Here is a 19605-nt window from a genome sequence, read left to right as displayed (position 1 = left end):
TAGTCTCGATCTACATCAACGACCAGCCGACTCGATTCGGAGGAGACATAGATGGAGATCGAAACTCGCACCATGAAGCACGTGATGGTCCGGCTTGTGCCGTTCCTCATCCTTTGCTATTTCATTGCTTATCTTGATCGGGTCAACGTCGGGTTTGCGGCGTTGCAGATGAACAAGGCGCTGGGGTTTTCGGCGAGTACGTTTGGGTTCGGCGCTGGTATCTTTTTTATCGCTTACTTCTTCTTTGAGGTGCCTTCTAACTTGCTGCTCGAGCGGTTCGGTGCGCGACGCTGGATCGCGCGCATCATGTTCACATGGGGCATTCTCGCGGCAGCAATGGCCTATATCCCGCAGATCTCGCAGTACACGGGGATGTCGGCGGCGCATGTGTTTTATACCCTGCGGATTTTGCTGGGGATTGCTGAGGCTGGGTTCTTTCCGGGGATTATCTTCCTGCTGACGCTGTGGTTTCCGGCGGCTTATCGGGGACGCGTCGTGGGGTACTTCATGGCGGCGATTCCGCTTTCCACAGTGATCGGTGGGCCGATTTCTGGGGCGCTCTTGTCGCTCGATGGGCTCAAGGGGATGGCTGGGTGGCAGTGGCTTTATCTCATCGAAGCGTTGCCTGCGTTGGTGCTGGCGTTCGTGGTGTTTTTCTATTTGACCGACAAGCCTGCGGATGCGCATTGGCTGCCTAAGGATGAGCGCGACTGGTTAGTGGATCGGCAAGCGCATGAGCGGCAGCATCGGGAAGCGGTGCATTCGTTTAGTGTCAAGGAAGCGATCTTTAATCCTAAGGTGCTTGCGATTGCTTTGATTTACTTTGGCGCGAATGCGACTAACTATGGGTTGAGCTTTTTCTTGCCGCAGATCGTTAAGGCTTTCGGGCTTACGAACTTGCAGACAGGGTTTGTTACTTCGCTGCCTTACGTCGTCGGTGTGATCAGCATGGTGCTTTGGGGGCGGCATTCGGATCGGAAGCTTGAGCGCAAGTGGCATGTGGCGCTTGCTCTGATGGTCGCTGCGGGAGGGATTGCGGCTTCGGCTGGGCTCGATAATCCGGTGCTTAAGATGATTGCTTTGTCGGTGGCCGGCTTTGGGATCTTTGGGTGCTTGCCGGTTATTTGGACTTTGCCGGCTTCGTTTCTTTCGGGTGCGGCTGCGGCGGGGGGGATCGCTGCTATTAATTCCTTAGGGAATCTGGCTGGGTTTTTTGGGCCCTATGCTATGGGGTGGATTAAGGATAGTACGGGTGGGTTTGGCGCTGGGCTGCTTTGTTTGGCTGGGGCGGGACTTGTAGGCGTTGGCGCCGTTTTGTTGTTGCCGCATGATCCGGCGTTGGAGGCATCGGCTCGGCCGGAGGGGGGGGAGGCGGCGGTGGCGGGGCCGTAGGGGTGGAGACCCGGCCTTTTGGCCGGGTCATTTGTTTCTTGGTGTGTCGCTGGCGACCGCGCGGGAAGCGATCGTTAGCGAGTTAAAGCTTTGGCGACGTACGGCGGTTTATCTTGAGGTTTGTTCGACGCCTGCCCATGTCCACGGGCTCGGAGATGGGCGCCGGCGCGTACGGGCGGGCGGCGGGCGTCGAATAAACCCTCTCAAGATTTCGAGCCGGTCAAAGCTCTAGTCTCTGCCACTCCCCAATTCCTCCCCCAAAAACTCCACACAAACTCTAACCTTCGCCGAAGCCGCCACTCTAGCCGGGTAAACCGCCCAAACATTAGCGCTTTGGGTAACGTCGGGCAGCACCTGCACCAACGTCCCGCTTTCAAGCAACGGCCGAACATCCCACATCGACCGCAGCACAATCCCTCGTCCGGCAAGCGCCCACTGCACGGCAACTTCCCCATGATTAGTAGACAAAGGCCCGGTGACCTTAATAGACGTCATCTCGCCACGCACGCTTAACCGCCAGAGCCCAAACGGATGATCCCGTTCCTTAATAGCAAGACACTGATGCGCCCCAAGATCCGCAACTGTCCTCGGCACCCCATGCTTCTCCAGATACCCCGGCGAAGCACACAAAACCCGATGATTCTCCGCCAGCCGCTTCGCAATCAAATGCGGCGCAATGTCATCGCCGATGCGCACATCGAGATCGAACCCTTCCCCTGCGACATCCACGATCCGATCGAACAACTCCAGCCGCACGCTCAACTGCGGATACCGCTCGGTCAAACGCGCCAGCGCCGGCGCTACCACATGCCGCCCAAACCCAAAACTACTGGAAACCGAAAGCGTCCCCCGCGGCAAACGTCTCGTAGTCGAAACGTCCTCGACTAGCTGATCGACGTCGTCCAGAATCTTCTCGGCCCATGCGTAAACGCGCTCTCCCGCCTCGGTAATCGCCACTCGCCGCGTCGACCGATGCAGCAACCGCGTGCCAAGGTCTGCTTCCAGCACACTCACCCGCTTGCTGACATAAGCGGCCGATACCGAAAGCGCATCCGCCGCCGCGCTGAAGCTGGCTTTGCGTGCGACGAGGCAGAACACGCGCAGGTCGTCGAGATCCGGCGTAGGGTTCAAAGTTTTCTTCACGATCCGTGCATAGTGGCTTAACCAAAACAACGATTCTAAGATGTTCGAGCAGGAATAAACTATCCTTCATCGACACTTTCATCAGGAGACTCGCATGAGCAAGACATACCGGATCGCCGTCATTCCCGGAGACGGAATCGGCAAGGAAGTGATGCCCGAGGGCCTGCGCGCGCTCGACGCCGTCAGCAAGCGCTTCGACATCGCGATCGAATACCAGCACATTGAGTGGGCGAGCTGCGACTACTACGCGCAGCACGGCCAGATGATGCCGGACGACTGGAAGTCGCAGCTCGAAGGCGCCGACGCGATCCTCTTCGGCGCGGTAGGCTGGCCCGATACCGTGCCCGATCACGTCTCACTCTGGGGGTCGCTGCTCAAGTTCCGCCGCGAATTCGACCAGTACATCAACCTGCGCCCGGCGCGTCTCTTCGACGGCGTGCCGTCGCCGCTCGCGGGCCGCAAGGCCGGCGACATCGACTTCATGATCGTGCGCGAAAACACCGAAGGCGAATATTCGTCGGTCGGAGGCACGATGTTCGAAGGCACGGACCGCGAACTCGTGATGCAGCAATCGATCTTCACGCGCAAAGGCTCGGAGCGCGTGCTGAAGTTCGCATTCGATCTCGCCATGCGCCGCGAGAAGAAGATCACCGTCGCGACGAAAAGCAACGGCATCTCGATCAGCATGCCGTGGTGGGACGCACGCGCCGCCGAAGTCGCCGCGCTCTACCCCGACGTGAAGTGGGACAAGCAGCACATCGACATCCTCTGCGCGCGCTTCGTGCTGAACCCGGATCGCTTCGACGTGGTCGTCGCGACCAATCTCTTCGGCGACATCCTTTCGGACTTAGGCCCCGCGTGCACCGGCACGATCGGCATCGCGCCGTCAGGCAACCTGAATCCGGAAGGCAAGTTCCCGTCGCTCTTCGAACCGGTCCACGGCTCGGCGCCGGACATCTCCGGCAAGAACATCGCGAACCCGATCGCGATGGTCTGGTCCGCCGCGATGATGCTCGACTTCCTCGGCGGCGGCCAGGGCGTGGAACGCGAAGCGCACGACGCGATGCTCGCCGCCATCGAAGCGGTATTGAAGGAAGGCCCGCATACCGGCGACCTCGGCGGCAAGGCCAATACGACCGAAGTCGGCAAGGCGATCGCCGAACGGCTCGCGTGATCGAAGAGTGATTCAAGGAGTCTGCATCATGGCATCGAAGCTGGAACTCAAGGACCTGATCCGTCCCGACAACTTCATCGACGGCAAGTGGGTTGCCGCCGCGAGCGGCAAGCGCTTCGGCGTGACGAACCCGGCGACGGGCGAAGTCATCGCCGACGTCGCCGACAGCGGTGAAGCCGACGCGCGCGCCGCCACCGACGCCGCCGCGCGCGCCTTCCCCGCCTGGCGCGACGCGCTGCCGAAGGACCGCGCGGCGGTGCTGCATCGTTGGCACGATCTGATGCTGGAAAACGCCGACGCGCTCGGCCGGCTCATCTCGCTCGAACAGGGCAAGCCGTTCGCGGAAGGCCGCGGCGAGGTACTGTACGGCGCGTCCTACGTGAAGTGGTTCGCGGACGAAGCGACGCGCATCTACGGCGACATCATTCCGCAGCAGCAACGCGGCAAGCGGATGACGGCGGTGAAGGAGCCGGTGGGCATCGTCGCGGCGATCACGCCGTGGAATTTTCCGTTCGCGATGATCGCGCGCAAGATCGCGCCCGCGCTGGCGGCGGGCTGCACGGTCGTCGGCAAACCGGCCGAGGACACGCCGCTCACCGCGCTCGCGCTCGTGCTGCTCGCGCATGAGGCCGGTGTGCCTCCGGGCGTGCTGAACCTGATCGCGGCATCGCGCGAGAACGCGGTTTCGGCCGTCGCGTCGTGGCTGCATGACAGCCGCGTGCGCAAGATCACGTTCACTGGCTCGACGCCCGTCGGCAAATATCTGGCGCGCGAATCGGCGGAGACGTTGAAGAAGCTGTCGCTGGAACTGGGCGGCAACGCGCCCTTCATCGTCTTCGACGACGCCGATCTCGACGCCGCCGTCACCGGCCTGCTCGTCTCGAAGTTCCGCAATGGCGGGCAGACGTGCGTGTGCCCGAATCGCGTGTACGTGCAGTCTGGCGTCTACGAAAAGTTCGGCGACATGCTCGCGAAACGCGTCGCGGCGCTGAAGGTCGCACCCGGCACCGACCCCGACGCGCAGATCGGCCCGATGATCAACGCGCGCGCAATCGACAAAATCGCGCGTCACGTCGACGATGCCGTGGCCCAGGGCGCGCGCGTGCTCGCGGGCGGCAAGCGGCTGACCGCGCTCGGACCAAACTATTACGCGCCGACCGTGCTCGCCGATGCCACGCCCGCGATGCAATTGAGCTGCGAGGAAACGTTCGGCCCGGTCGTGCCGCTCTTCCGTTTCGACGACGAAGCCGAAGCGCTGCGCGCCGCGAACGACACGCCGTTCGGCCTCGCGTCGTACTTCTATAGCCAGGACATTCGCCGCATCGACCGGGTGTCGCGCGGGCTGGAAGCGGGCATCGTCGGCATCAACGAAGGCGCGCTGGCGAGCGAAGCGGCACCGTTCGGCGGCGTGAAGGAATCGGGCTACGGCCGCGAGGGATCGAAGTACGGCCTCGACGATTACCTGTCGATCAAATATCTCTGCCAGGGCGGTCTCGAATGAGCATCGAAGCCTATCCGATCGAAGTCGCATTCCCCGATATCTCCGCGCACGAAACGAGCGACTCGGGCATCGCGTACGTACATACGTTCGACTCCGGCGTCGCCGGGCCGCACGTGATGATCAACGCGCTCACGCATGGCAACGAGGTGTGCGGCGCGATCGTCGTCGATGCCCTCTTGCGCGCGAAGTTGCGGCCACGTCGCGGTCGCCTGACGCTGGCCTTCGCGAACGTCGCGGCGTATCTGAGCTTCGATGCTTCGAAGCCCGACGCCGCGCGTTTCGTCGATCAGGACTTCAACCGCGTCTGGACCGCGAAGACGCTCGATGACACGTCGCGTGTCTCCAGCGAACTCGAACGCGCCCGCACGATGCGCCCCGTGATCGATACCGTCGATCTCCTGCTCGACCTCCATTCGATGCACGAGAAAAGCAAGCCGCTCATCGTGGCGGGACCGCTTGCGAAAGGCATCGAGTTGTCGGCGAGGCTCGGCACGCCCGCGACCGTCATCTGCGATGAAGGCCATCCCGAAGGCCGTCGCATGCGCGACTATGAAGGCTTCGGCGATGCGGCGAGTCCGAAGAACGCGCTGCTGATCGAATGCGGACAGCATTGGGAAACGAGCGCCGTCGATGTCGCACGCGATGTCACCGCGCGCTTTCTGGCGCTATCGGGCGTGGTCGATGCAAGCGACTTGCCGCAAGACTGGTTCGCGCCGCTGCCCGAGGAAATGCTCGTCGTGCGGGTGACGGAACCGGTGGTCGCAGAGAGTCTCGACTTCAAGTTCGCCGGGCCATATACCGGGCTCGAAGTCTTCGAGAAAGCAGGGAGCGTGATCGGCTGGTCGGATGGAAAGGCGGTCGTCACGCCTTACGACGACTGCATGCTCGTGATGCCGTCGCTCAGGCAACTGCGCCCGGGCGTAACCGTCGTGCGGCTCGGCAAGATCGAGCAGCGCATCGCGGCTTCGCGCTGAACCTTTAACCAACACCCAAGACGAGCGACATGAAAGTACAGCAGATCAGGCAGAGCATCGCCCTCGAAGGACTGGAAGACTGGGGCACGGCAGGCCTCCCCGGCACGCCGGAGATTCGCGTCTCCGGCGCACAGCGCGTGATTCCGGGCGCCGAATCGATCGATACGGGCATCTTCGAATGCACGCCGGGCACATATCGGCGCTCGGTGAAGCAGGCAGAAGTGATGCACATGCTTAGCGGAAGCGGCCGCTTCACGCCCGATGGCGAAGACACGGTTCACTTCAAGGGCGGCGATACGCTGTTTTTCGAAGCGAATACGGAAGGGCTGTGGGAAGTCGAAGAGACGATGCGCAAGGTGTATGTGATTTTCTAGTTTTCAGGCGGCTACCGAAATAGCCGGCGCGAGCGCAAACGCAGACCAACACAGGTCTGGACGATACCCAGCGCTATCTATCTATGTGATCGAGCTTGCGAGTGGGCGATTTTGTCCCGCACCGGCAAGTCCGCTTTAGAGAGCGGCCACATAAAAAAAAGTTTGAACGTCGCAACGACCCATTTCCGACAAGGCTTCTCGATCAAAAGCCATAGAGCGGCTGAAAACAAAATCACAATCGTCCAGTAAGCCGCATATTGAAAGGGCATAGCTCCGAGCGAAGCCAGCTTTCCGTTATACGTCAGGGCGACGATCAACACTTGGTGAGTCATATAAATGGAGAAACTGATCTCACCCAAGATCACGAGAGGCCGCCAGGACAATGCTTTCGCAAAAAGCCCTTTCGAGGACGCCATTGCAAAGATGACGAAGGCAAAGATCGGCGCCGAGCCGCTACCGAAGAGCCACTTGACGGCGGCCTTGGAGATATAGTGATGTCGATATAACTCCGCGTACACCGTGACAAGCTTCGGAACGCCAATAACGAGAAGCACGAGCGCCGCCGCCTGAAGCACCGTTGATCTTGCCTGGCCGCTTGCATATCGGCTGTATTTCGCCCAAAGATCCGCCGTAAATATACCAACGGCAAACTCAAAAAGTCGCGCGGGCGGGAAAATGTACACGTAACTATCAATGCTGAGAACGTTTTTGTCTGAAAGCAGCGGCAATTCCAAGTGCGCGGCGCGCAACACGCAGCCAATCGCGAGGCCGCCCGCGGCTACAAGTTTGAAATACTTAGTTTGGTCCCATCGCCAAATCAGGATTGGGAACATCGCATAAAAAAACATCTCCGTCGAGATGGACCACGAAACTCCGTTGAATGAAAAAAAATCACTGGAAAGGTGATACCAGCTTTGAAGCAAAATAACGTTCGCAAGCAAAGCAGAGGTTGCAGTTGGATCGCTCGGGCCAGTGCCCCACGGCCTCGCCAAAAAGATGATGACAATGGAAAGCATCGCCAGATGCGCCGGCCAGACGCGTGCAATACGCGCTACGATGAAATTGATAGCTGCTCGCCAGTCCGAGAGATCAGGATGGGCGTAATAAAGGACAAATCCAGATAGAATGAAAAAGAAAGAGACTCCCAAATCGAGCGGGAAGAGGTTAGCTAAATGGCTTCCGTAACCAAAATACCAGGTCGTGTGGTGAATAACTATGGCTGCCGCCGCGAAAAACCGCAACGAGGTGAGCGCTTTTAAATTTTCTTTCATTATAGTAATGAAGCTTTGGTCCAGACGTGATATTAGCACGCCAGATCGGAAATTCGCACGACGCAGCACCCGTTTCTTGCACACTCTACACTGCGCTTCTTATCATTGGTCGTCATCCTCCAGCACAAGCGACATGATTGACCCTACACTTGATTGCAACGAAGCAGGGTCTGGCCGCATGGTGCCGTAATAGGCTCTCGCCATCTGAATATCGACCGGACTGAGGTTTCCGTGTGCCATCCATTTGATGGCGCAATAATTCATGACCGATTCCTTATCCCAAGGCCCGAATATCGCGTCTCCATTTTGACCTTGAGGTGCTTCATCGCATATCGCCGGTTCGTGCGGAGTATCCAGGCGATTCTGCTCATGCGCGAATCCCAACGCATGACCAAATTCATGAACAGCCACAAGTTTCATACAAAGCTCGTGCTCGAAATCTCCCGGCTGACAACTTTTATACCCGTAATTCTGAAAGGTAAAATTTAGCACCATCCCACCCGGCATATTTTCGTTAAACGAACCTAGACGCCGCACATAAGGATTGACATCCTGAACTGAAATTCTGATCAGGAATGGTCTAAGCGCGCTACCACATTGGTCGTCCCAACCAGTAAACCTGAGAGCCGAGACCGCCTGCCATGATTCGGTGACGAACCGTCTCACGAGGTGTCGGTCGGCTTTAGTCGCCACAAACTCGCTGCCCCCCATCTCCCAACAAACATTCAAGCTTGTTGATCTCCATATCGAGCTAGTCAACGGAAAGCCGCGGCCAGTAGAAAGTTCATTCACCAATGCAGACTTCTTGATTGCCGTATCGCTCGCCGCATGATCGTCTCCCGCGTTGCACGCAGCTAAGCATGCAACGAGCGAAAACGTCTTCAGGTACTGAAACGCAGTGCGAATAGGCTTGATCTTTTCAAAGAAACTCAATAAGTCCATATTTCGTAGATATCTTCTCCGTTAACGAGCTTCGAACAGGTATTAGCACCAGTGACGTAAATATGTTTTCCTGCTGCGAAAGCAGACATCACTGTTGCGATTTGCTGACGACCAGTCGTCGATTTTTCATCCTTTATTATCCAATAGGTCGTATTGACGGCGCATGCGGGACGTTGTTGAAGTGTGGCGTTTAAAATTTTGAAATAGAACAGGCCCTCACGGATAGAGTAAGATTCGACCAGTCCTGAAGCTGTGCCCGCGAATGCGCTTGAACCAAAGACAAGTGCAGATGTACATGCCACGACGATTTTATTCAGCATTTTATCGCTTGTTGGTTTTGTAATAAAGTTCTGTGAACCATCTCATTGACCCAATCTCCCATAAGATTGTTTTGTTAAAGATTGCAGAGTGTCATGCGTGGAGACAGCTCGCATACGCGAAAATTCCTATTTTCATTGAAACGCTGTCACGGTTCGGAAATAAAAAAGCCTCGCATGAAAGCGAGGCTGAAATATATATTCTTAGTGCCGGTTTGTAAGCTCAGACTCTCGTCGGGAATCTCGATAGCTCCAGCGCAGTGCTTAGACAAATCTTATAATCTGCTGAATATTCATTAGAAAATTAGGCATGAGACTCCCTCTCGCAACAGCGCTGTATATTCCGATCTTTGTCAAGCCTCGAGCTGCTCCAATACCTTCCCCTTCGTCTCGATCCCGAGAAAATGCACCGCGACAGCCGCCAGCACCGGCACGGCGGCGAGCAGATAAAACGCCATGTCCAGATTGCCGCCCACGAGCGTCTTGCCCACCAGCGCAGGCGCAAAGATCGCCGCAATCTTCAGCCACGCGCCGCCCAGACCGCAGCCGAACGCGCGGATGCTCGTCGGATAAAGCTCTGGCGTATACACGTAAGCGGTAATGAACCCGCACGCCATGAAGCCAAGCGCCAGCGCGCAGAACGTCGCGACGACATACACCGACTGCGTGTGGAACACACCCGCCAGCACGAGCGACACCGCACACAGCACGAACGACAAATTGATCACCGGCTTGCGGCCGACCTTGTCGACGATCAGCGCGCACGTCAGCGAGCCGAGCACACCGAGCACCGATGCCGCGACGGCCAGGTTCAGCGCGAGTTGCAGCGGCGCGTGATAGACGGTCTTGTAGATCGTCGGGAGCCATGTCGAGAGGCCGTACTGGATCACGCCACACGTCATCCACAGCAACGCGACCGCGACCGTGCGCTTGATGTAAGCGCGGCCAAACAGATCGGCCATGCGGCGCTTCGGGTGACGATGCACCATCGCTTCGAACTCGGCGAGGTTCTTAACCGGCGGCAGCGGTCCTTTCACGCTCGCTTCGAACGCGTTGAGCGCGCGATCGGCATCGGCCATGCGCTCGCGCTCGCCGAGCCAGCGCGGCGATTCGGGCACGAGCACGCGCAACAGGAAGAACAGCACGAGCGGCACGCCGCCGATGAAGTACATCGCTTCCCAGCCGAAGCGCGGCACGATCCACGCGCCGAGCGCGTTCGAGGCGAGCAGGCCGATCGGGAACACGATCTCATACAGCAGCACGAAGCGCCCGCGTCCGTGAGCGCGTGTGATCTCGTTGATGTAAGTCGCCGCCACCGGCAACTCGCCGCCGAGCCCCAACCCCTGCACGATGCGCAGCGCGACGAACACGGCGAACGTCGGCGCGAAGCCGCACGCGATGCTCGTCAGGCCGATGATCCCCGAACTCCACGCAATTGCGCGCACGCGCCCGTAGCGCTCCGCGAGCGACGGGAACAGGAACGCGCCGATCAGTTGCCCGATCGATCCCGACGCGATCAAAAAGCCGACCTGTCCGGGCGTCAGCCCCCACTTCTGGATGAGCAGCGGCAGCGTGGCCGCGATGGTGATGACGTCGAAGCCGTCAAAGAAGGTCGCCGCGCCGATCAGAATCCGCGCGCGCACCTGCATGGCGTTCGCCGGCAGGCGCTCGATGCGCGCGATGATCGACCCTTTGGTCACCGTGCCCGAAACGCTGGCGCCGCCCTGCTCCGCGATCGTGTTGCCGAAAGTTCTCATGCCTGTTCCCTGTCGTGTTGTGTGCCGATCAAGCAAGCGCTCAGGCGAGCGCCTTGCCCGCATCGACGAGCGTCGCGACATCGACCGCGCGCCCCTGTCCCATCCATTTGCGCGCGAGCTTCAGGTCGCGCGGCGAGTTGATCGCGATGACGCCGCGAATCATGCCGTCGTCGAGGAAGAAGAGCGTCGCGCGCCTCGCCTGCAGATCGCCGCGCACGGCGGGTTCGACGCCCGCCGGAATGTCGCCGAGAATCTGCAGGTTCACGTCGTACTGATCCGACCAGAACCACGGAATCTCCGCGTACGGCGCACGCACGCCCATCAGCGCCTTAGCGGTCGCGATCGCCTGGTTCTGCGCGTTCGCCCACGATTCGAGCCGCACGCGGCGCTTCAACCACGCGTTCGGATGATTAGCGACGTCGCCGCAAGCGAACACGTACGGGTCGCTCGTGGCGCCGAATTCATCGACGACGATGCCGTCGTTCACTTCCAGTCCAGCGTATTCCGCGAGCGACGTATGCGGCGTCAGCCCAATCCCCGCGACGGCAAAATCGGCGTCGAGCGTCGAGCCATCGGCGAAGGTGGCGCGCACGCCTTCGTCGCGATCATCGATCGACAGAAGCGCTGCGTTCAGGCGAATGTCCACGCCGTTCGAGCGATGCAACTCAAGCAGGAAGTCCGACACGCCCTGCGGCACCGACCGTCCACAAAGACGCGGCGCGCCTTCGACGACCGTCACGTCGACGCCCAGCTTGCGCGCCGTCGCCGCGACTTCGAGTCCGATCCAGCCGCCACCGATGACCAGCACGCGCTGGCTCTGGCGAAGCCGCGAGCCGAGCGTGACGGCATCGTCGAGTGTGCGCAGATACGTGACGTGCGCGGTCCTGACGAGCGACTCGGGCAAACGACGTGCGGCGCCGCCGGTCGCGATCACGAGGCGGTCGTAACGCACTTCGCGGCCGCTTGCCGTATGCACGATGCGGGCGGCGCGATCGATCGACGTTGCGCAATCCGGCTGCCACGCTTCAACTTTGAGCGCGGCGAAATCGTCGGTGTTGACGAGACGCACGGTGTCGATATCGGCGTCGCCTGAGAGCACGGCCTTCGAAAGCGGCGGACGCTCATAGGGCAGATGAATCTCGTCGGCGATCATCACGAGGCGGCCGTCGAAGCCCTCCTTGCGCAAGGTCTTCACGATCCAGCCCGCCGCCTGTCCGCCGCCGATCACGACGATCGTGCGCGGCGCGTCCTGAATAATGTCGTCAGCCATTTTTCCGCTCCGTCATGAACTTGCCCTCGGGCGCCTTCGCGTTCTTCTGACGGCGCGTATTGCCGTCGAGTCCGCCATCGACCGCCCATTCCGCGAACACGGTCGGACCCGGCTCGAAGTCGCGCGGCTGCCATTCGGGCGTGAGAATGTCTTCATCCGCGTAGTACTCGATCAACCCGCCCGCCGGATTCTGGAAGTACCAGAAATACGCCGACGACACCGGATGCCGCCCCGGCCCGAGCTGCGTCGTCCAGCCGCAGCGGCTGATGTGCAACCCGCCGCCGAACACTTCGTGGATGTCGCGCACGGTGAACGCTACGTGGTTCAGGCCGCGCTTGCCGTCGGGCAGTTGCAAGAGGAACAGGTCGTGATGCCCGCCGTGCGGCGCGCAGCGCATGAACGCGCCGCGACCCGGATAGCGGTCCGAAGTCTCGAAGCCGAGCAACTCGTGATAGAACTTCTCCTGCTCGGCGACGCAGTTCGTGAAGAACACGACATGCCCCACTTCGACCGGCTCCGCACGCTCGTACACCGGGCTCGGCGTATCGACGCGCAGGGTTTGGCCCCACACGTTCGAGGGCGAGCCCTTTGCGTCGATCGCCCGCTTGCGTGTGACTTCGACGCGGATCGCCATGCCGTTCGGATCGATGCAACCAACCGCCGACTCCGTTTCGAAGTGTCCCGGCTGGCCGGCGAAGCGTCCGCGCAAGGCGTCGAGTTCTGCGCTCGTCGCCACGCCCCAGGTCACTTCGCGCAAGGTCGGGCCTTGTTCGAACGCGGGCGGCAGTGACGGATCGTTCGCATCGACGGCGAGGATCGTGCAGCCGTTGAGCGACTCGAAGCGCGCGCGCGTTTCGTCGTGCGCGACTTCCTTCAGGCCCCAGTCGGCGAAGAAGCGCCGGCAGGTGTCGAGGTCGGTCACGCCGTAGGTAATCTGTTCAATGCCAAGGATCGTCATAGGTGCCTCTTCAGTTCGCCCACGGCAGCGGCGCGTCGTTCAGGCCCCAGTACATGCTCTTTTGCTGCATGTACTCGCAGATGCCGAGACGCCCCTTCTCGCGGCCCATGCCGCTGTCCTTCCAGCCGCCGAACGGCGTCGAAATCGAAAATTGCTTGTAGGTGTTGATCCACACCGTGCCCGTTTCGAGCGCGCGGCCCAGGCGCCAGGCGCGCTTGTAATCGGCGGTCCAGATACCGGCGGCGAGGCCGAACACGCTGTCGTTCGCTTCCTTCAGGAGCGATGCTTCGTCGTCGAAGGGCAGCACGACCAGCACCGGCCCGAAGATCTCTTCCTGGCAAATGCGCGCGCCGTTGGTCAGGCCTTCGAGGATCGTCGGCAGATAGAAAAAGCCCTGCTCGCGGCCGTCGCCGGTCGGGCGCTCTCCGCCGCACAAGAGCGTGCCGCCCTCTTCCAGCCCGAGCGCGACATACCGCTCAACCGACTCGCGATGCTGCCCCGTGATAAGCGGCCCCATCTGCGTGTCTTGCCGCGACGGATCGCCCACGCGCAGCTTGCGCGCGCCATCGGCGAGACGCTTCACGAATTCCTTGTAGATCGAGCGCTGCACGAAAAGCCGCGACCCCGCGATGCACGATTCGCCCGACGAGCTGAAGATGCCGTACAGCACGCCGTTCACTGCGTGATCGAGATCGGCGTCTTCGAAGACGATAATCGGCGACTTGCCGCCCAGTTCCAGCGATACCGGCATCAGCTTGTCCGCCGCCAGTCGCGCGATGCCGCGGCCTACTTCCGTGCCGCCCGTAAACGCGATCTTCCTGACGAGCGGATGGCGCACGAGCGCATCGCCGACGATCGAGCCCTTGCCCGGCAGCACGCTGATGACGCCAGCGGGCACCCCTGCTTCCTCGCAGATGCGAGCCAGCGCGAGCGACGCGAGCGGCGTCACTTCAGCTGGCTTGAGCACGACGGCGTTGCCTGCGGCGAGCGCGGGCGCGAGCTTCTGCGCGTCTGAGGCGATCGGCGAATTCCACGGCGTGATCGCCGCGACGACGCCTAGCGGCTCGTGCACGCTCATCGTCATGAAGTCGCCGCGCGAGGGCGTCAGCGTCTCTTCGAACGTTTCGACGCACGCCGCGAAATAGCGGAACGTGTTCGCGGCGCTCGTAACGAGCCCGCGCGTCTCGCTGATCGGCTTGCCGTTGTCGCGGCGCTGCAATTGCGCGAGCGATTCGTGACGCGCGTTGACCAGATCGGCGATGCGATGCAGGACGGCCGCGCGCTGATGCGGTTTCAAACCCGCCCAGTTCGGCTTGCGCCATGCGGCATCGGCGGCTTCGACGGCTTCGCGCGCGTCGTCGGCGCTCGCGGCCGTGATCTCCGCGTTGATCGACTGGTCGGCGGGATAGAGGCTCGCGTAGGCGGCGCCACGGCCGGCACGCCACTCGCCGCCGATGAAGATATCGCTCGACGCGATCAGACTGGATTCGGGTTGATTCATTCTCAGGTTCCTTTCAGCTCAGCGCTTGGCTTAAATCACGCAGCGTGCCGCGCGATTGCGCAGCGCGCGGATCGCGCTGAACGCCGTCAGCGCGGAGGTCTTGGGGTTGTCGGGCAACGGCTTGCCGCTCATTTCCAGCGACATCTCGCCGAACGCGCCGCGCGCCACGATGCAATGCACGTTGCGCTCGACCGCCGGATCGGCAATCAAACGCACGATCGTCTGATCAAGGCCGAGGCCCGCGAGCGCGATCGTCGCCGCGACGTTCGCGTTCTTCGGATAGAGCCGCGCCGCATCGCGTGCGCTGCCTTCGAAGATCACGCGCGCTTCGGTCAGCGCGCGCAGGTCGCAGAGGTCTTCGGCGGGTGTGCCGAGCCAGCCAGTCGGCGGCTTGCGGCCCGTGTACAGCACTTCGTCGAGGCCGCCCTCTCTTGCGGCGGCGAGCGCATCGACGCCGCCAATCGCGCCCGAGAGCAGCGTGAGCGTCGCCGCGCCTTCGCCGGCTGCGTTCGAGAGCGCGTCGAGCAGGCTCATGTCGGAGAGCGCGCCGATCGATGCAACCGCGCAGTCCGTGCCCGACTTCAGCAGCGGCACGACGTGATCTACGAGCGCGCTATGCCCCGCGCATTCGAGCGCGAACTGCGGATGGCTGCTGAGCGCATCGACGGAGGAGACGACATCCACGTCCGCGCCAACCGATTCGCGCACTTGCGCCATGTAGCGCTCCGGCACGATCACATGCGAGACGTGCACTTGCGGATCGGCCGCGACCGCACGATACACCGCCGAGCCGATCGCGCCGAAGCCGATCATCGCGACGTCGATCGCGGCGTGCGGAGCATGCGCGTTACGCATATTCCGGCTCCTTCGGCTCTTCCTTCTTGACGGGCGGACCGGCGAACGCGGTCGCGAACGAGCCGACCGAGAGCATGTCCACTTCCACCAGCACAGGACCGTCGACGGCGAGCCCTTCGCGGATGATGTCGTCCGCATGATCGAGCGACGAGATGCGCCGGTGCGTCATGCCGAAGCTCGCGCAGAACTGCGCGAAGTCCGGCTGGTGCAGCTCGACGAACATGCGGCGCCCGCCGTACTGCGCGTCCTGGATGTTGCGGATCACGCCGTAGCACTGGTCGTTCATCAGCACGATCATCACGTTGGCCTTTTCCTGCACGGCCGTGACGAGTTCGCCGACGTTCACCATCAGCCCGCCGTCGCCGACGAGACACACGGTCTTCGCCGCCGATTCCGCCAGCGCCGCGCCGATCGCCATCTGCATGCCCTGCCCGATCCCGCCGCCGAGCGCATGCACGCCCGCGCGCGGCTGGAACACCTTCAGCAAGCGATTGCCCCACGTGCTGTTCGAAATCGTGACGTCGCGGACCCAGTTGTAGTCGCGGCCCACTGCGCGCTGCAGCGATTCGACGAGACGCCTGTACGGTCCCAGCCCCTTCGCCACATCGGCGACGGCGGTTTCGCGCGCAGCGGCCAGGTCGCTAGCGAACTTCGGATCGATCGAGAGACGGCCTTCGAGGCGCGTCGCGAGGTCGTCGAGGACGGAGGCCGCGTCGCCGTGCACGAAGAGGTCGTTGCGATACGCGCGGTTGTCGGCGAGGGCGTCGGCATCGACGCGATAGAGCGGCTGCGGCAGCGCGAGCTTGTACTTCAGCGTTTCGTTGCCACGCAGACGCGAGCCGGCGACGACCATCGCGTCACACGTCTTGTAAAAGCTTTCCACTGCCGGGTGCACGTTGAACGCGCCGAGCGTCGCCGGATGATCTTCCGGCAACACGCCGCGCCCCTGCACGCTCGTAACCACGCCGAAACCGAGCGCGACGAGCCGTTCGACCGCCGCGCGCGCATGCCGCGTGCCGCCGCCGAGCCACAGCAGCGGACGCTTCGCGCGCACCAGCGCATCGGCGAGCTGCTCGACGCGCGCGCTGTCGTGCGTGAGCGTCGTGACGTGCGGCGCGGCGAGATCGGCGGGCCATTCAATTTGCGCGGCCTGGATGTCGATCGGAATCTCCACGCTCACCGGCCCGCTCGGCGCGGCTTGGGCAACGCGCACGGCTTCGCGGATCGTCGGCAGCGCGGTTTCGACCGAGCGCACGCGGAACGCCGCCTTCGAAATCGACGACAGCATCGACAGTTGATCCGGCGCCTCGTGGATATACGCGAGGTCCTGATCGAGGTACTCGGTTTCGATCTGCCCGGTGATGTGCAGGAGCGCCGTGCCCGCAGTCAGCGCTTCGACCAGCGCGCCCGCCGCGTTGCCGGCGGCCGTGCCCGTCGACGTGAACGCGACGCCGAGACCGCCCGAGACGCGCGCGAGTCCGTCGGCCATGTTGAGCGCGCCCGCTTCGCCGCGCGCGCCGACATAGCGGATATTGCCGCGCCGGCCGATCGCATCGAGGATCGGCATGTTGTGGATCGAGATCACGCCGAACGCCGTGCGCACGCCGCATTGTTCGAGAAAGGCGGCGATCAGTTCGCCGACGGTGGTTGTGTTAGACATGTCGTGCAACGCCTCCAGAAACATCGATGTGACTACCGGTCGTGTACGACGACAGGTTCGTAGCCAGATAAAAAAGCGCCTGCGCCGCTTCTTCGGGACGTCCGAAGCGGCCGAGCGGAATGTTTTTCTTGCGCGCGAGTTCGGCGGTCCAGTCTTCCCAGCTCTGGCCCGGCGCGGCCTGCTCCGCGAAACGCCGCCGCCATTGCCCCGACTCGACGATGCCGATCAGGATCGAATTTACGCGGATACGCTGCGGCGCGAGTTCGCTCGCGAGCGACTTCACGAGGCTCAGCGTCCCCGCGCGCGCCGACGAAGTCGCGACCATGTGCGGCTCGGGCTGCAGCGCGAGCAGCGAGTTCACGCAGACGATGGACGGCGCTTCTGCGTCCCGCAGCATCGGCAGGAACGCGCGCGTCGGGCGGATGAGGCTGAAGTACTTCAGCTCCAGTTCTTCACGCCAGGCGTCGTCGGTGGTGTCGGCGAAGGTCGATACGCGCCCTTGCCCCGCGTTGTTCACCAGCATGTCGGTGCGGCCGAAACGTTCGGAGACTTGCGCGGCGAAGGCGGCGACGTCGTCGGCATCGAGGACGTCGCAGCGCGCCGCCAGCAATTGCGCTTGCGGAAACTTCGCGATCAGCGACGCCTGCGCCGCATTCAGGCGCTCCGCATTGCGCCCGCAAATCGCCACCGACGCACCCGCGCGCAGGAAGAGTTCCGCCGTCGCCAAGCCGATGCCGGACGAGCCGCCCGTCACCACCGCCACCTGTCCTGTGAGATCGATCTGGATCATTGCAACCCCAATGACTTCATATATTTGCTTTCCGCCGCGGGCCGGTAATTCAGCCGCCGCGAGAGTTCGCCCGCCGCGTTGCGCACCTTGTCGACGAGGCCGCTGTCGAAAAGCGTCGCGTCGATTTCGGGGCGCGGGATCGTCGTCGTGATGACGGCGACGATGCGCCCCGTGTCGTTGCGTACCGGCGCGGTGACGACCGAAATCCCCCGCTCGAACGACGACTGGCTGATCGCATAGCCGCGCTCGGCGTCCTCGCGAACGCGCTCGTAAAGCTCCTCGACCGTCTCCGGCGTGAGCTTCGTGAAGCGTTCGAGTGGCTTCTCCGGATACAGTGCGCGCAGTTCATCGAGCGAGAGGTCGCCCATCAGCACGTGACCGTGCGTCGTCGCGTGAGCGGGCAGACGCGTGCCGACGTTCACCTTCACCGAGCTGAAAATCGGCGCGTGACTCTGCGCCTTCGCGACGAATACGACATCGCGGCCATCACGGATCAGGATGTGGCTCGTCAGGCCCGTGGTATCGCGCAGGCTCTCGATGATCGGCAGGCCGAGGTCGGTCAGCTCGAGCGAACTCAGATACTCGAAGCCGAGCCGCAGCACCGAAACGCCGAGCCGGTAGTTGCGATCCTTGTCGGCACGTTCGAGAAAGCCGAGCGATTCGAGCGTCTGCAAAAGACGGAACACCGTCGTGCGCGGAATCTTCAGGCGCTTCGACAATTCGGGCGCGCCCAGCACCGGCTCGCGCGGCGAAAACTCGGTCAAAATCTTCAGACCGCGTTCGAGGCCCGGCACCATGTAGTTCGTGTCGGCTTTGTCCGCATCGTCAGATGCGGCGCCGATCGTGTCGGGTGTCATTCAATTGCTCCGTTGTGCATTGCCGGCCTGACAGAACGCATCGATGAGCGTCGTGTAGGCGGCAGGTGATTCGACGTAGCCCGCGTGTCCCGCGTGCGGGATCACCTGCAGGCTCACGCCCGCGACGCGCGCGAGGCGCTCGCAAGCGGCGGGCGGCGTGATCGCGTCGTCGGCGCCGACGGCTACCGCGATGCGTCCGCGATAGCGCTTCAAGTCGGCGGCGAGGTCCGCGTTCGCGAGCAGGTGCGTCGCCTGCGCGTAGCCTTGCGGGACGATGCGCGCCATGTTCCAGCGCACCCATTCGCGTGCTGCGTCGCTTGCGTGCACCGAGAGCATGTTCGCGCTGCGGGTCTCGGCGAGCCCGCGCGGACCGAGCTCGGCGAGCATCGCGAGACGCGCGTCGCGCTTCGCTTCGCGCTCTTCAGCCGATGCCGCGCCGTAGCCACCCGCCGGCGACACAAGCAGCAAGCCCGCGACGCGCGACGCATGCTGTGCCGCGAACGCCCCGGCGATGATCGCGCCGAGCGAATGCCCGACCAGCAGGCACCGTTCGATGTCGAGCGCATCGAGCCAGTCCGTGAGCGCCGCCGCATAATCCGATGCAACCGGCGACGCTGATGAAACCGGCGTCGATGCGCCGTACCCCGGCGCATCCCATGCGAGCACGCGCCGCGTCGCGTTAAGCGATTCCATCTGCCGCACCCACGAAGCCGCGCCCGAACCGATGCCATGCAGCAGCACGACCGGCAGGGTGCGCAGATACGTGGCACCTGCCTCGCGATAACCGATCGTGCGATGCGCGGTATCGATGCGCGCTTCGGGAAACGAAGCGAGCGCGTCGGCGTGAGTGAAGGTGTGCGCGGTCATGG

Annotated in this window: 18 protein-coding genes; 5 read left to right on the top strand and 13 right to left on the bottom strand. The window is 62.4% G+C overall.

Annotation, left to right across the window (positions count from 1 at the left end; genetic code table 11):
- Positions 1 to 51: 51 nt before the first annotated feature.
- Positions 52 to 1392: an MFS transporter gene (locus AWB67_RS14490; RefSeq protein ID WP_087656942.1), complete on the top strand. Its 1341-nt coding sequence runs from the start codon at positions 52 to 54 to the stop codon at positions 1390 to 1392.
- A gap of 228 nt (positions 1393 to 1620) precedes the next feature.
- Here AWB67_RS14490 and AWB67_RS14485 read toward each other — a convergent pair whose 3' ends face one another.
- Complete coding sequence (locus AWB67_RS14485; protein WP_087656978.1) at positions 1621 to 2523, bottom strand: LysR substrate-binding domain-containing protein; 903 nt, start codon at positions 2521 to 2523, stop codon at positions 1621 to 1623.
- A gap of 106 nt (positions 2524 to 2629) precedes the next feature.
- Between AWB67_RS14485 and AWB67_RS14480 the strand changes: the two genes are divergently transcribed.
- The 4 genes from AWB67_RS14480 to AWB67_RS14465 are packed head-to-tail and all read left to right on the top strand — an operon-like array spanning position 2630 to position 6558.
- A complete protein-coding gene (locus tag AWB67_RS14480) occupies positions 2630 to 3709 on the top strand; it encodes a tartrate dehydrogenase (RefSeq protein WP_087656941.1) in 1080 nt (359 codons plus the stop codon).
- A 28-nt stretch (positions 3710 to 3737) separates the two neighbouring features.
- Positions 3738 to 5210, top strand: coding sequence for an NAD-dependent succinate-semialdehyde dehydrogenase (locus AWB67_RS14475; RefSeq protein ID WP_087656940.1), 1473 nt, complete (start codon positions 3738 to 3740; stop codon positions 5208 to 5210).
- A complete protein-coding gene (locus AWB67_RS14470) occupies positions 5207 to 6184 on the top strand; it encodes a M14 family metallopeptidase (RefSeq protein ID WP_087656939.1) in 978 nt (325 codons plus the stop codon). Before AWB67_RS14475 ends, AWB67_RS14470 begins: the two co-directional genes overlap by 4 nt.
- A 29-nt stretch (positions 6185 to 6213) precedes the next feature.
- Positions 6214 to 6558: a cupin domain-containing protein gene (locus AWB67_RS14465; RefSeq protein WP_087656938.1), complete on the top strand. Its 345-nt coding sequence runs from the start codon at positions 6214 to 6216 to the stop codon at positions 6556 to 6558.
- 77 nt (positions 6559 to 6635) lie between these two features.
- Here the strand turns inward: AWB67_RS14465 and AWB67_RS14460 are convergent, their stop codons facing one another.
- The 12 genes from AWB67_RS14460 to AWB67_RS14410 form a co-directional block, all read right to left on the bottom strand.
- On the bottom strand, positions 6636 to 7829 hold the full coding sequence (locus AWB67_RS14460; RefSeq protein WP_087656937.1) for an acyltransferase family protein: 1194 nt from the start codon (positions 7827 to 7829) through the stop codon (positions 6636 to 6638).
- A 102-nt stretch (positions 7830 to 7931) separates the two neighbouring features.
- The gene (locus AWB67_RS14455) at positions 7932 to 8762 is read right to left on the bottom strand and encodes a M12 family metallopeptidase (protein WP_235025161.1); all 831 of its coding nucleotides are present in this window, start codon (positions 8760 to 8762) and stop codon (positions 7932 to 7934) included.
- Positions 8759 to 9091: a hypothetical protein gene (locus tag AWB67_RS39535; protein WP_125477600.1), complete on the bottom strand. Its 333-nt coding sequence runs from the start codon at positions 9089 to 9091 to the stop codon at positions 8759 to 8761. Before AWB67_RS39535 ends, AWB67_RS14455 begins: the two co-directional genes overlap by 4 nt.
- Positions 9092 to 9441: 350 nt before the next feature.
- Positions 9442 to 10845 (bottom strand): MFS transporter, encoded by a 1404-nt coding sequence (locus AWB67_RS14450; RefSeq protein WP_087656935.1) that lies wholly within the window; start codon positions 10843 to 10845, stop codon positions 9442 to 9444.
- Positions 10846 to 10885: 40 nt separating this feature from the next.
- Positions 10886 to 12115 carry an NAD(P)/FAD-dependent oxidoreductase gene (locus AWB67_RS14445; RefSeq protein ID WP_087656934.1) on the bottom strand — a complete coding sequence of 410 codons (1230 nt, stop codon included), beginning with the start codon at positions 12113 to 12115 and terminating at the stop codon, positions 10886 to 10888.
- Entirely contained in the window at positions 12108 to 13073 is a 966-nt protein-coding gene (locus AWB67_RS14440) for a VOC family protein (protein WP_087656933.1), read from the bottom strand. The genes AWB67_RS14445 and AWB67_RS14440 overlap by 8 nt, the downstream gene beginning before the upstream one ends.
- Positions 13074 to 13083: 10 nt before the next feature.
- Complete coding sequence (locus AWB67_RS14435) at positions 13084 to 14574, bottom strand: aldehyde dehydrogenase (protein WP_087656932.1); 1491 nt, start codon at positions 14572 to 14574, stop codon at positions 13084 to 13086.
- A 30-nt stretch (positions 14575 to 14604) separates the two neighbouring features.
- Entirely contained in the window at positions 14605 to 15429 is an 825-nt protein-coding gene (locus tag AWB67_RS14430) for an aspartate dehydrogenase (protein ID WP_087656931.1), read from the bottom strand.
- A complete protein-coding gene (locus AWB67_RS14425; RefSeq protein ID WP_087656930.1) occupies positions 15422 to 17089 on the bottom strand; it encodes a thiamine pyrophosphate-binding protein in 1668 nt (555 codons plus the stop codon). The genes AWB67_RS14430 and AWB67_RS14425 overlap by 8 nt, the downstream gene beginning before the upstream one ends.
- Positions 17082 to 17879, bottom strand: coding sequence for an SDR family oxidoreductase (locus tag AWB67_RS14420; protein WP_087656929.1), 798 nt, complete (start codon positions 17877 to 17879; stop codon positions 17082 to 17084). The genes AWB67_RS14425 and AWB67_RS14420 overlap by 8 nt, the downstream gene beginning before the upstream one ends.
- A complete protein-coding gene (locus tag AWB67_RS14415; RefSeq protein ID WP_087656928.1) occupies positions 17876 to 18736 on the bottom strand; it encodes an IclR family transcriptional regulator in 861 nt (286 codons plus the stop codon). Before AWB67_RS14415 ends, AWB67_RS14420 begins: the two co-directional genes overlap by 4 nt.
- Entirely contained in the window at positions 18737 to 19603 is an 867-nt protein-coding gene (locus AWB67_RS14410; RefSeq protein WP_087656927.1) for an alpha/beta fold hydrolase, read from the bottom strand.
- Positions 19604 to 19605 lie beyond the last annotated feature (2 nt).

This window comes from Caballeronia terrestris (assembly GCF_001544515.1).
GTDB lineage: Bacteria > Pseudomonadota > Gammaproteobacteria > Burkholderiales > Burkholderiaceae > Caballeronia > Caballeronia terrestris.
The sequence above is the reverse complement of the archived record's forward strand: the minus strand, read 5'-3'. Positions and strand labels throughout refer to the sequence as shown.

Excerpts from the sequence above, each read along its gene's own strand:
- AWB67_RS14410 (WP_087656927.1), bottom strand. The coding sequence starts at position 19,603 with ATGACCGCGCACACCTTCACTCACGCCGACGCGCTCGCTTCGTTTCCC.
- AWB67_RS14480 (WP_087656941.1), top strand. The coding sequence starts at position 2,630 with ATGAGCAAGACATACCGGATCGCCGTCATTCCCGGAGACGGAATCGGC.
- AWB67_RS14445 (WP_087656934.1), bottom strand. The coding sequence starts at position 12,115 with ATGGCTGACGACATTATTCAGGACGCGCCGCGCACGATCGTCGTGATC.
- AWB67_RS14440 (WP_087656933.1), bottom strand. The coding sequence starts at position 13,073 with ATGACGATCCTTGGCATTGAACAGATTACCTACGGCGTGACCGACCTC.
- AWB67_RS39535 (WP_125477600.1), bottom strand. The coding sequence starts at position 9,091 with ATGCTGAATAAAATCGTCGTGGCATGTACATCTGCACTTGTCTTTGGT.
- AWB67_RS14450 (WP_087656935.1), bottom strand. The coding sequence starts at position 10,845 with ATGAGAACTTTCGGCAACACGATCGCGGAGCAGGGCGGCGCCAGCGTT.
- AWB67_RS14470 (WP_087656939.1), top strand. The coding sequence starts at position 5,207 with ATGAGCATCGAAGCCTATCCGATCGAAGTCGCATTCCCCGATATCTCC.
- AWB67_RS14465 (WP_087656938.1), top strand. The coding sequence starts at position 6,214 with ATGAAAGTACAGCAGATCAGGCAGAGCATCGCCCTCGAAGGACTGGAA.
- AWB67_RS14475 (WP_087656940.1), top strand. The coding sequence starts at position 3,738 with ATGGCATCGAAGCTGGAACTCAAGGACCTGATCCGTCCCGACAACTTC.
- AWB67_RS14430 (WP_087656931.1), bottom strand. The coding sequence starts at position 15,429 with ATGCGTAACGCGCATGCTCCGCACGCCGCGATCGACGTCGCGATGATC.
- AWB67_RS14420 (WP_087656929.1), bottom strand. The coding sequence starts at position 17,879 with ATGATCCAGATCGATCTCACAGGACAGGTGGCGGTGGTGACGGGCGGC.
- AWB67_RS14425 (WP_087656930.1), bottom strand. The coding sequence starts at position 17,089 with ATGTCTAACACAACCACCGTCGGCGAACTGATCGCCGCCTTTCTCGAA.
- AWB67_RS14460 (WP_087656937.1), bottom strand. The coding sequence starts at position 7,829 with ATGAAAGAAAATTTAAAAGCGCTCACCTCGTTGCGGTTTTTCGCGGCG.
- AWB67_RS14415 (WP_087656928.1), bottom strand. The coding sequence starts at position 18,736 with ATGACACCCGACACGATCGGCGCCGCATCTGACGATGCGGACAAAGCC.
- AWB67_RS14435 (WP_087656932.1), bottom strand. The coding sequence starts at position 14,574 with ATGAATCAACCCGAATCCAGTCTGATCGCGTCGAGCGATATCTTCATC.
- AWB67_RS14490 (WP_087656942.1), top strand. The coding sequence starts at position 52 with ATGGAGATCGAAACTCGCACCATGAAGCACGTGATGGTCCGGCTTGTG.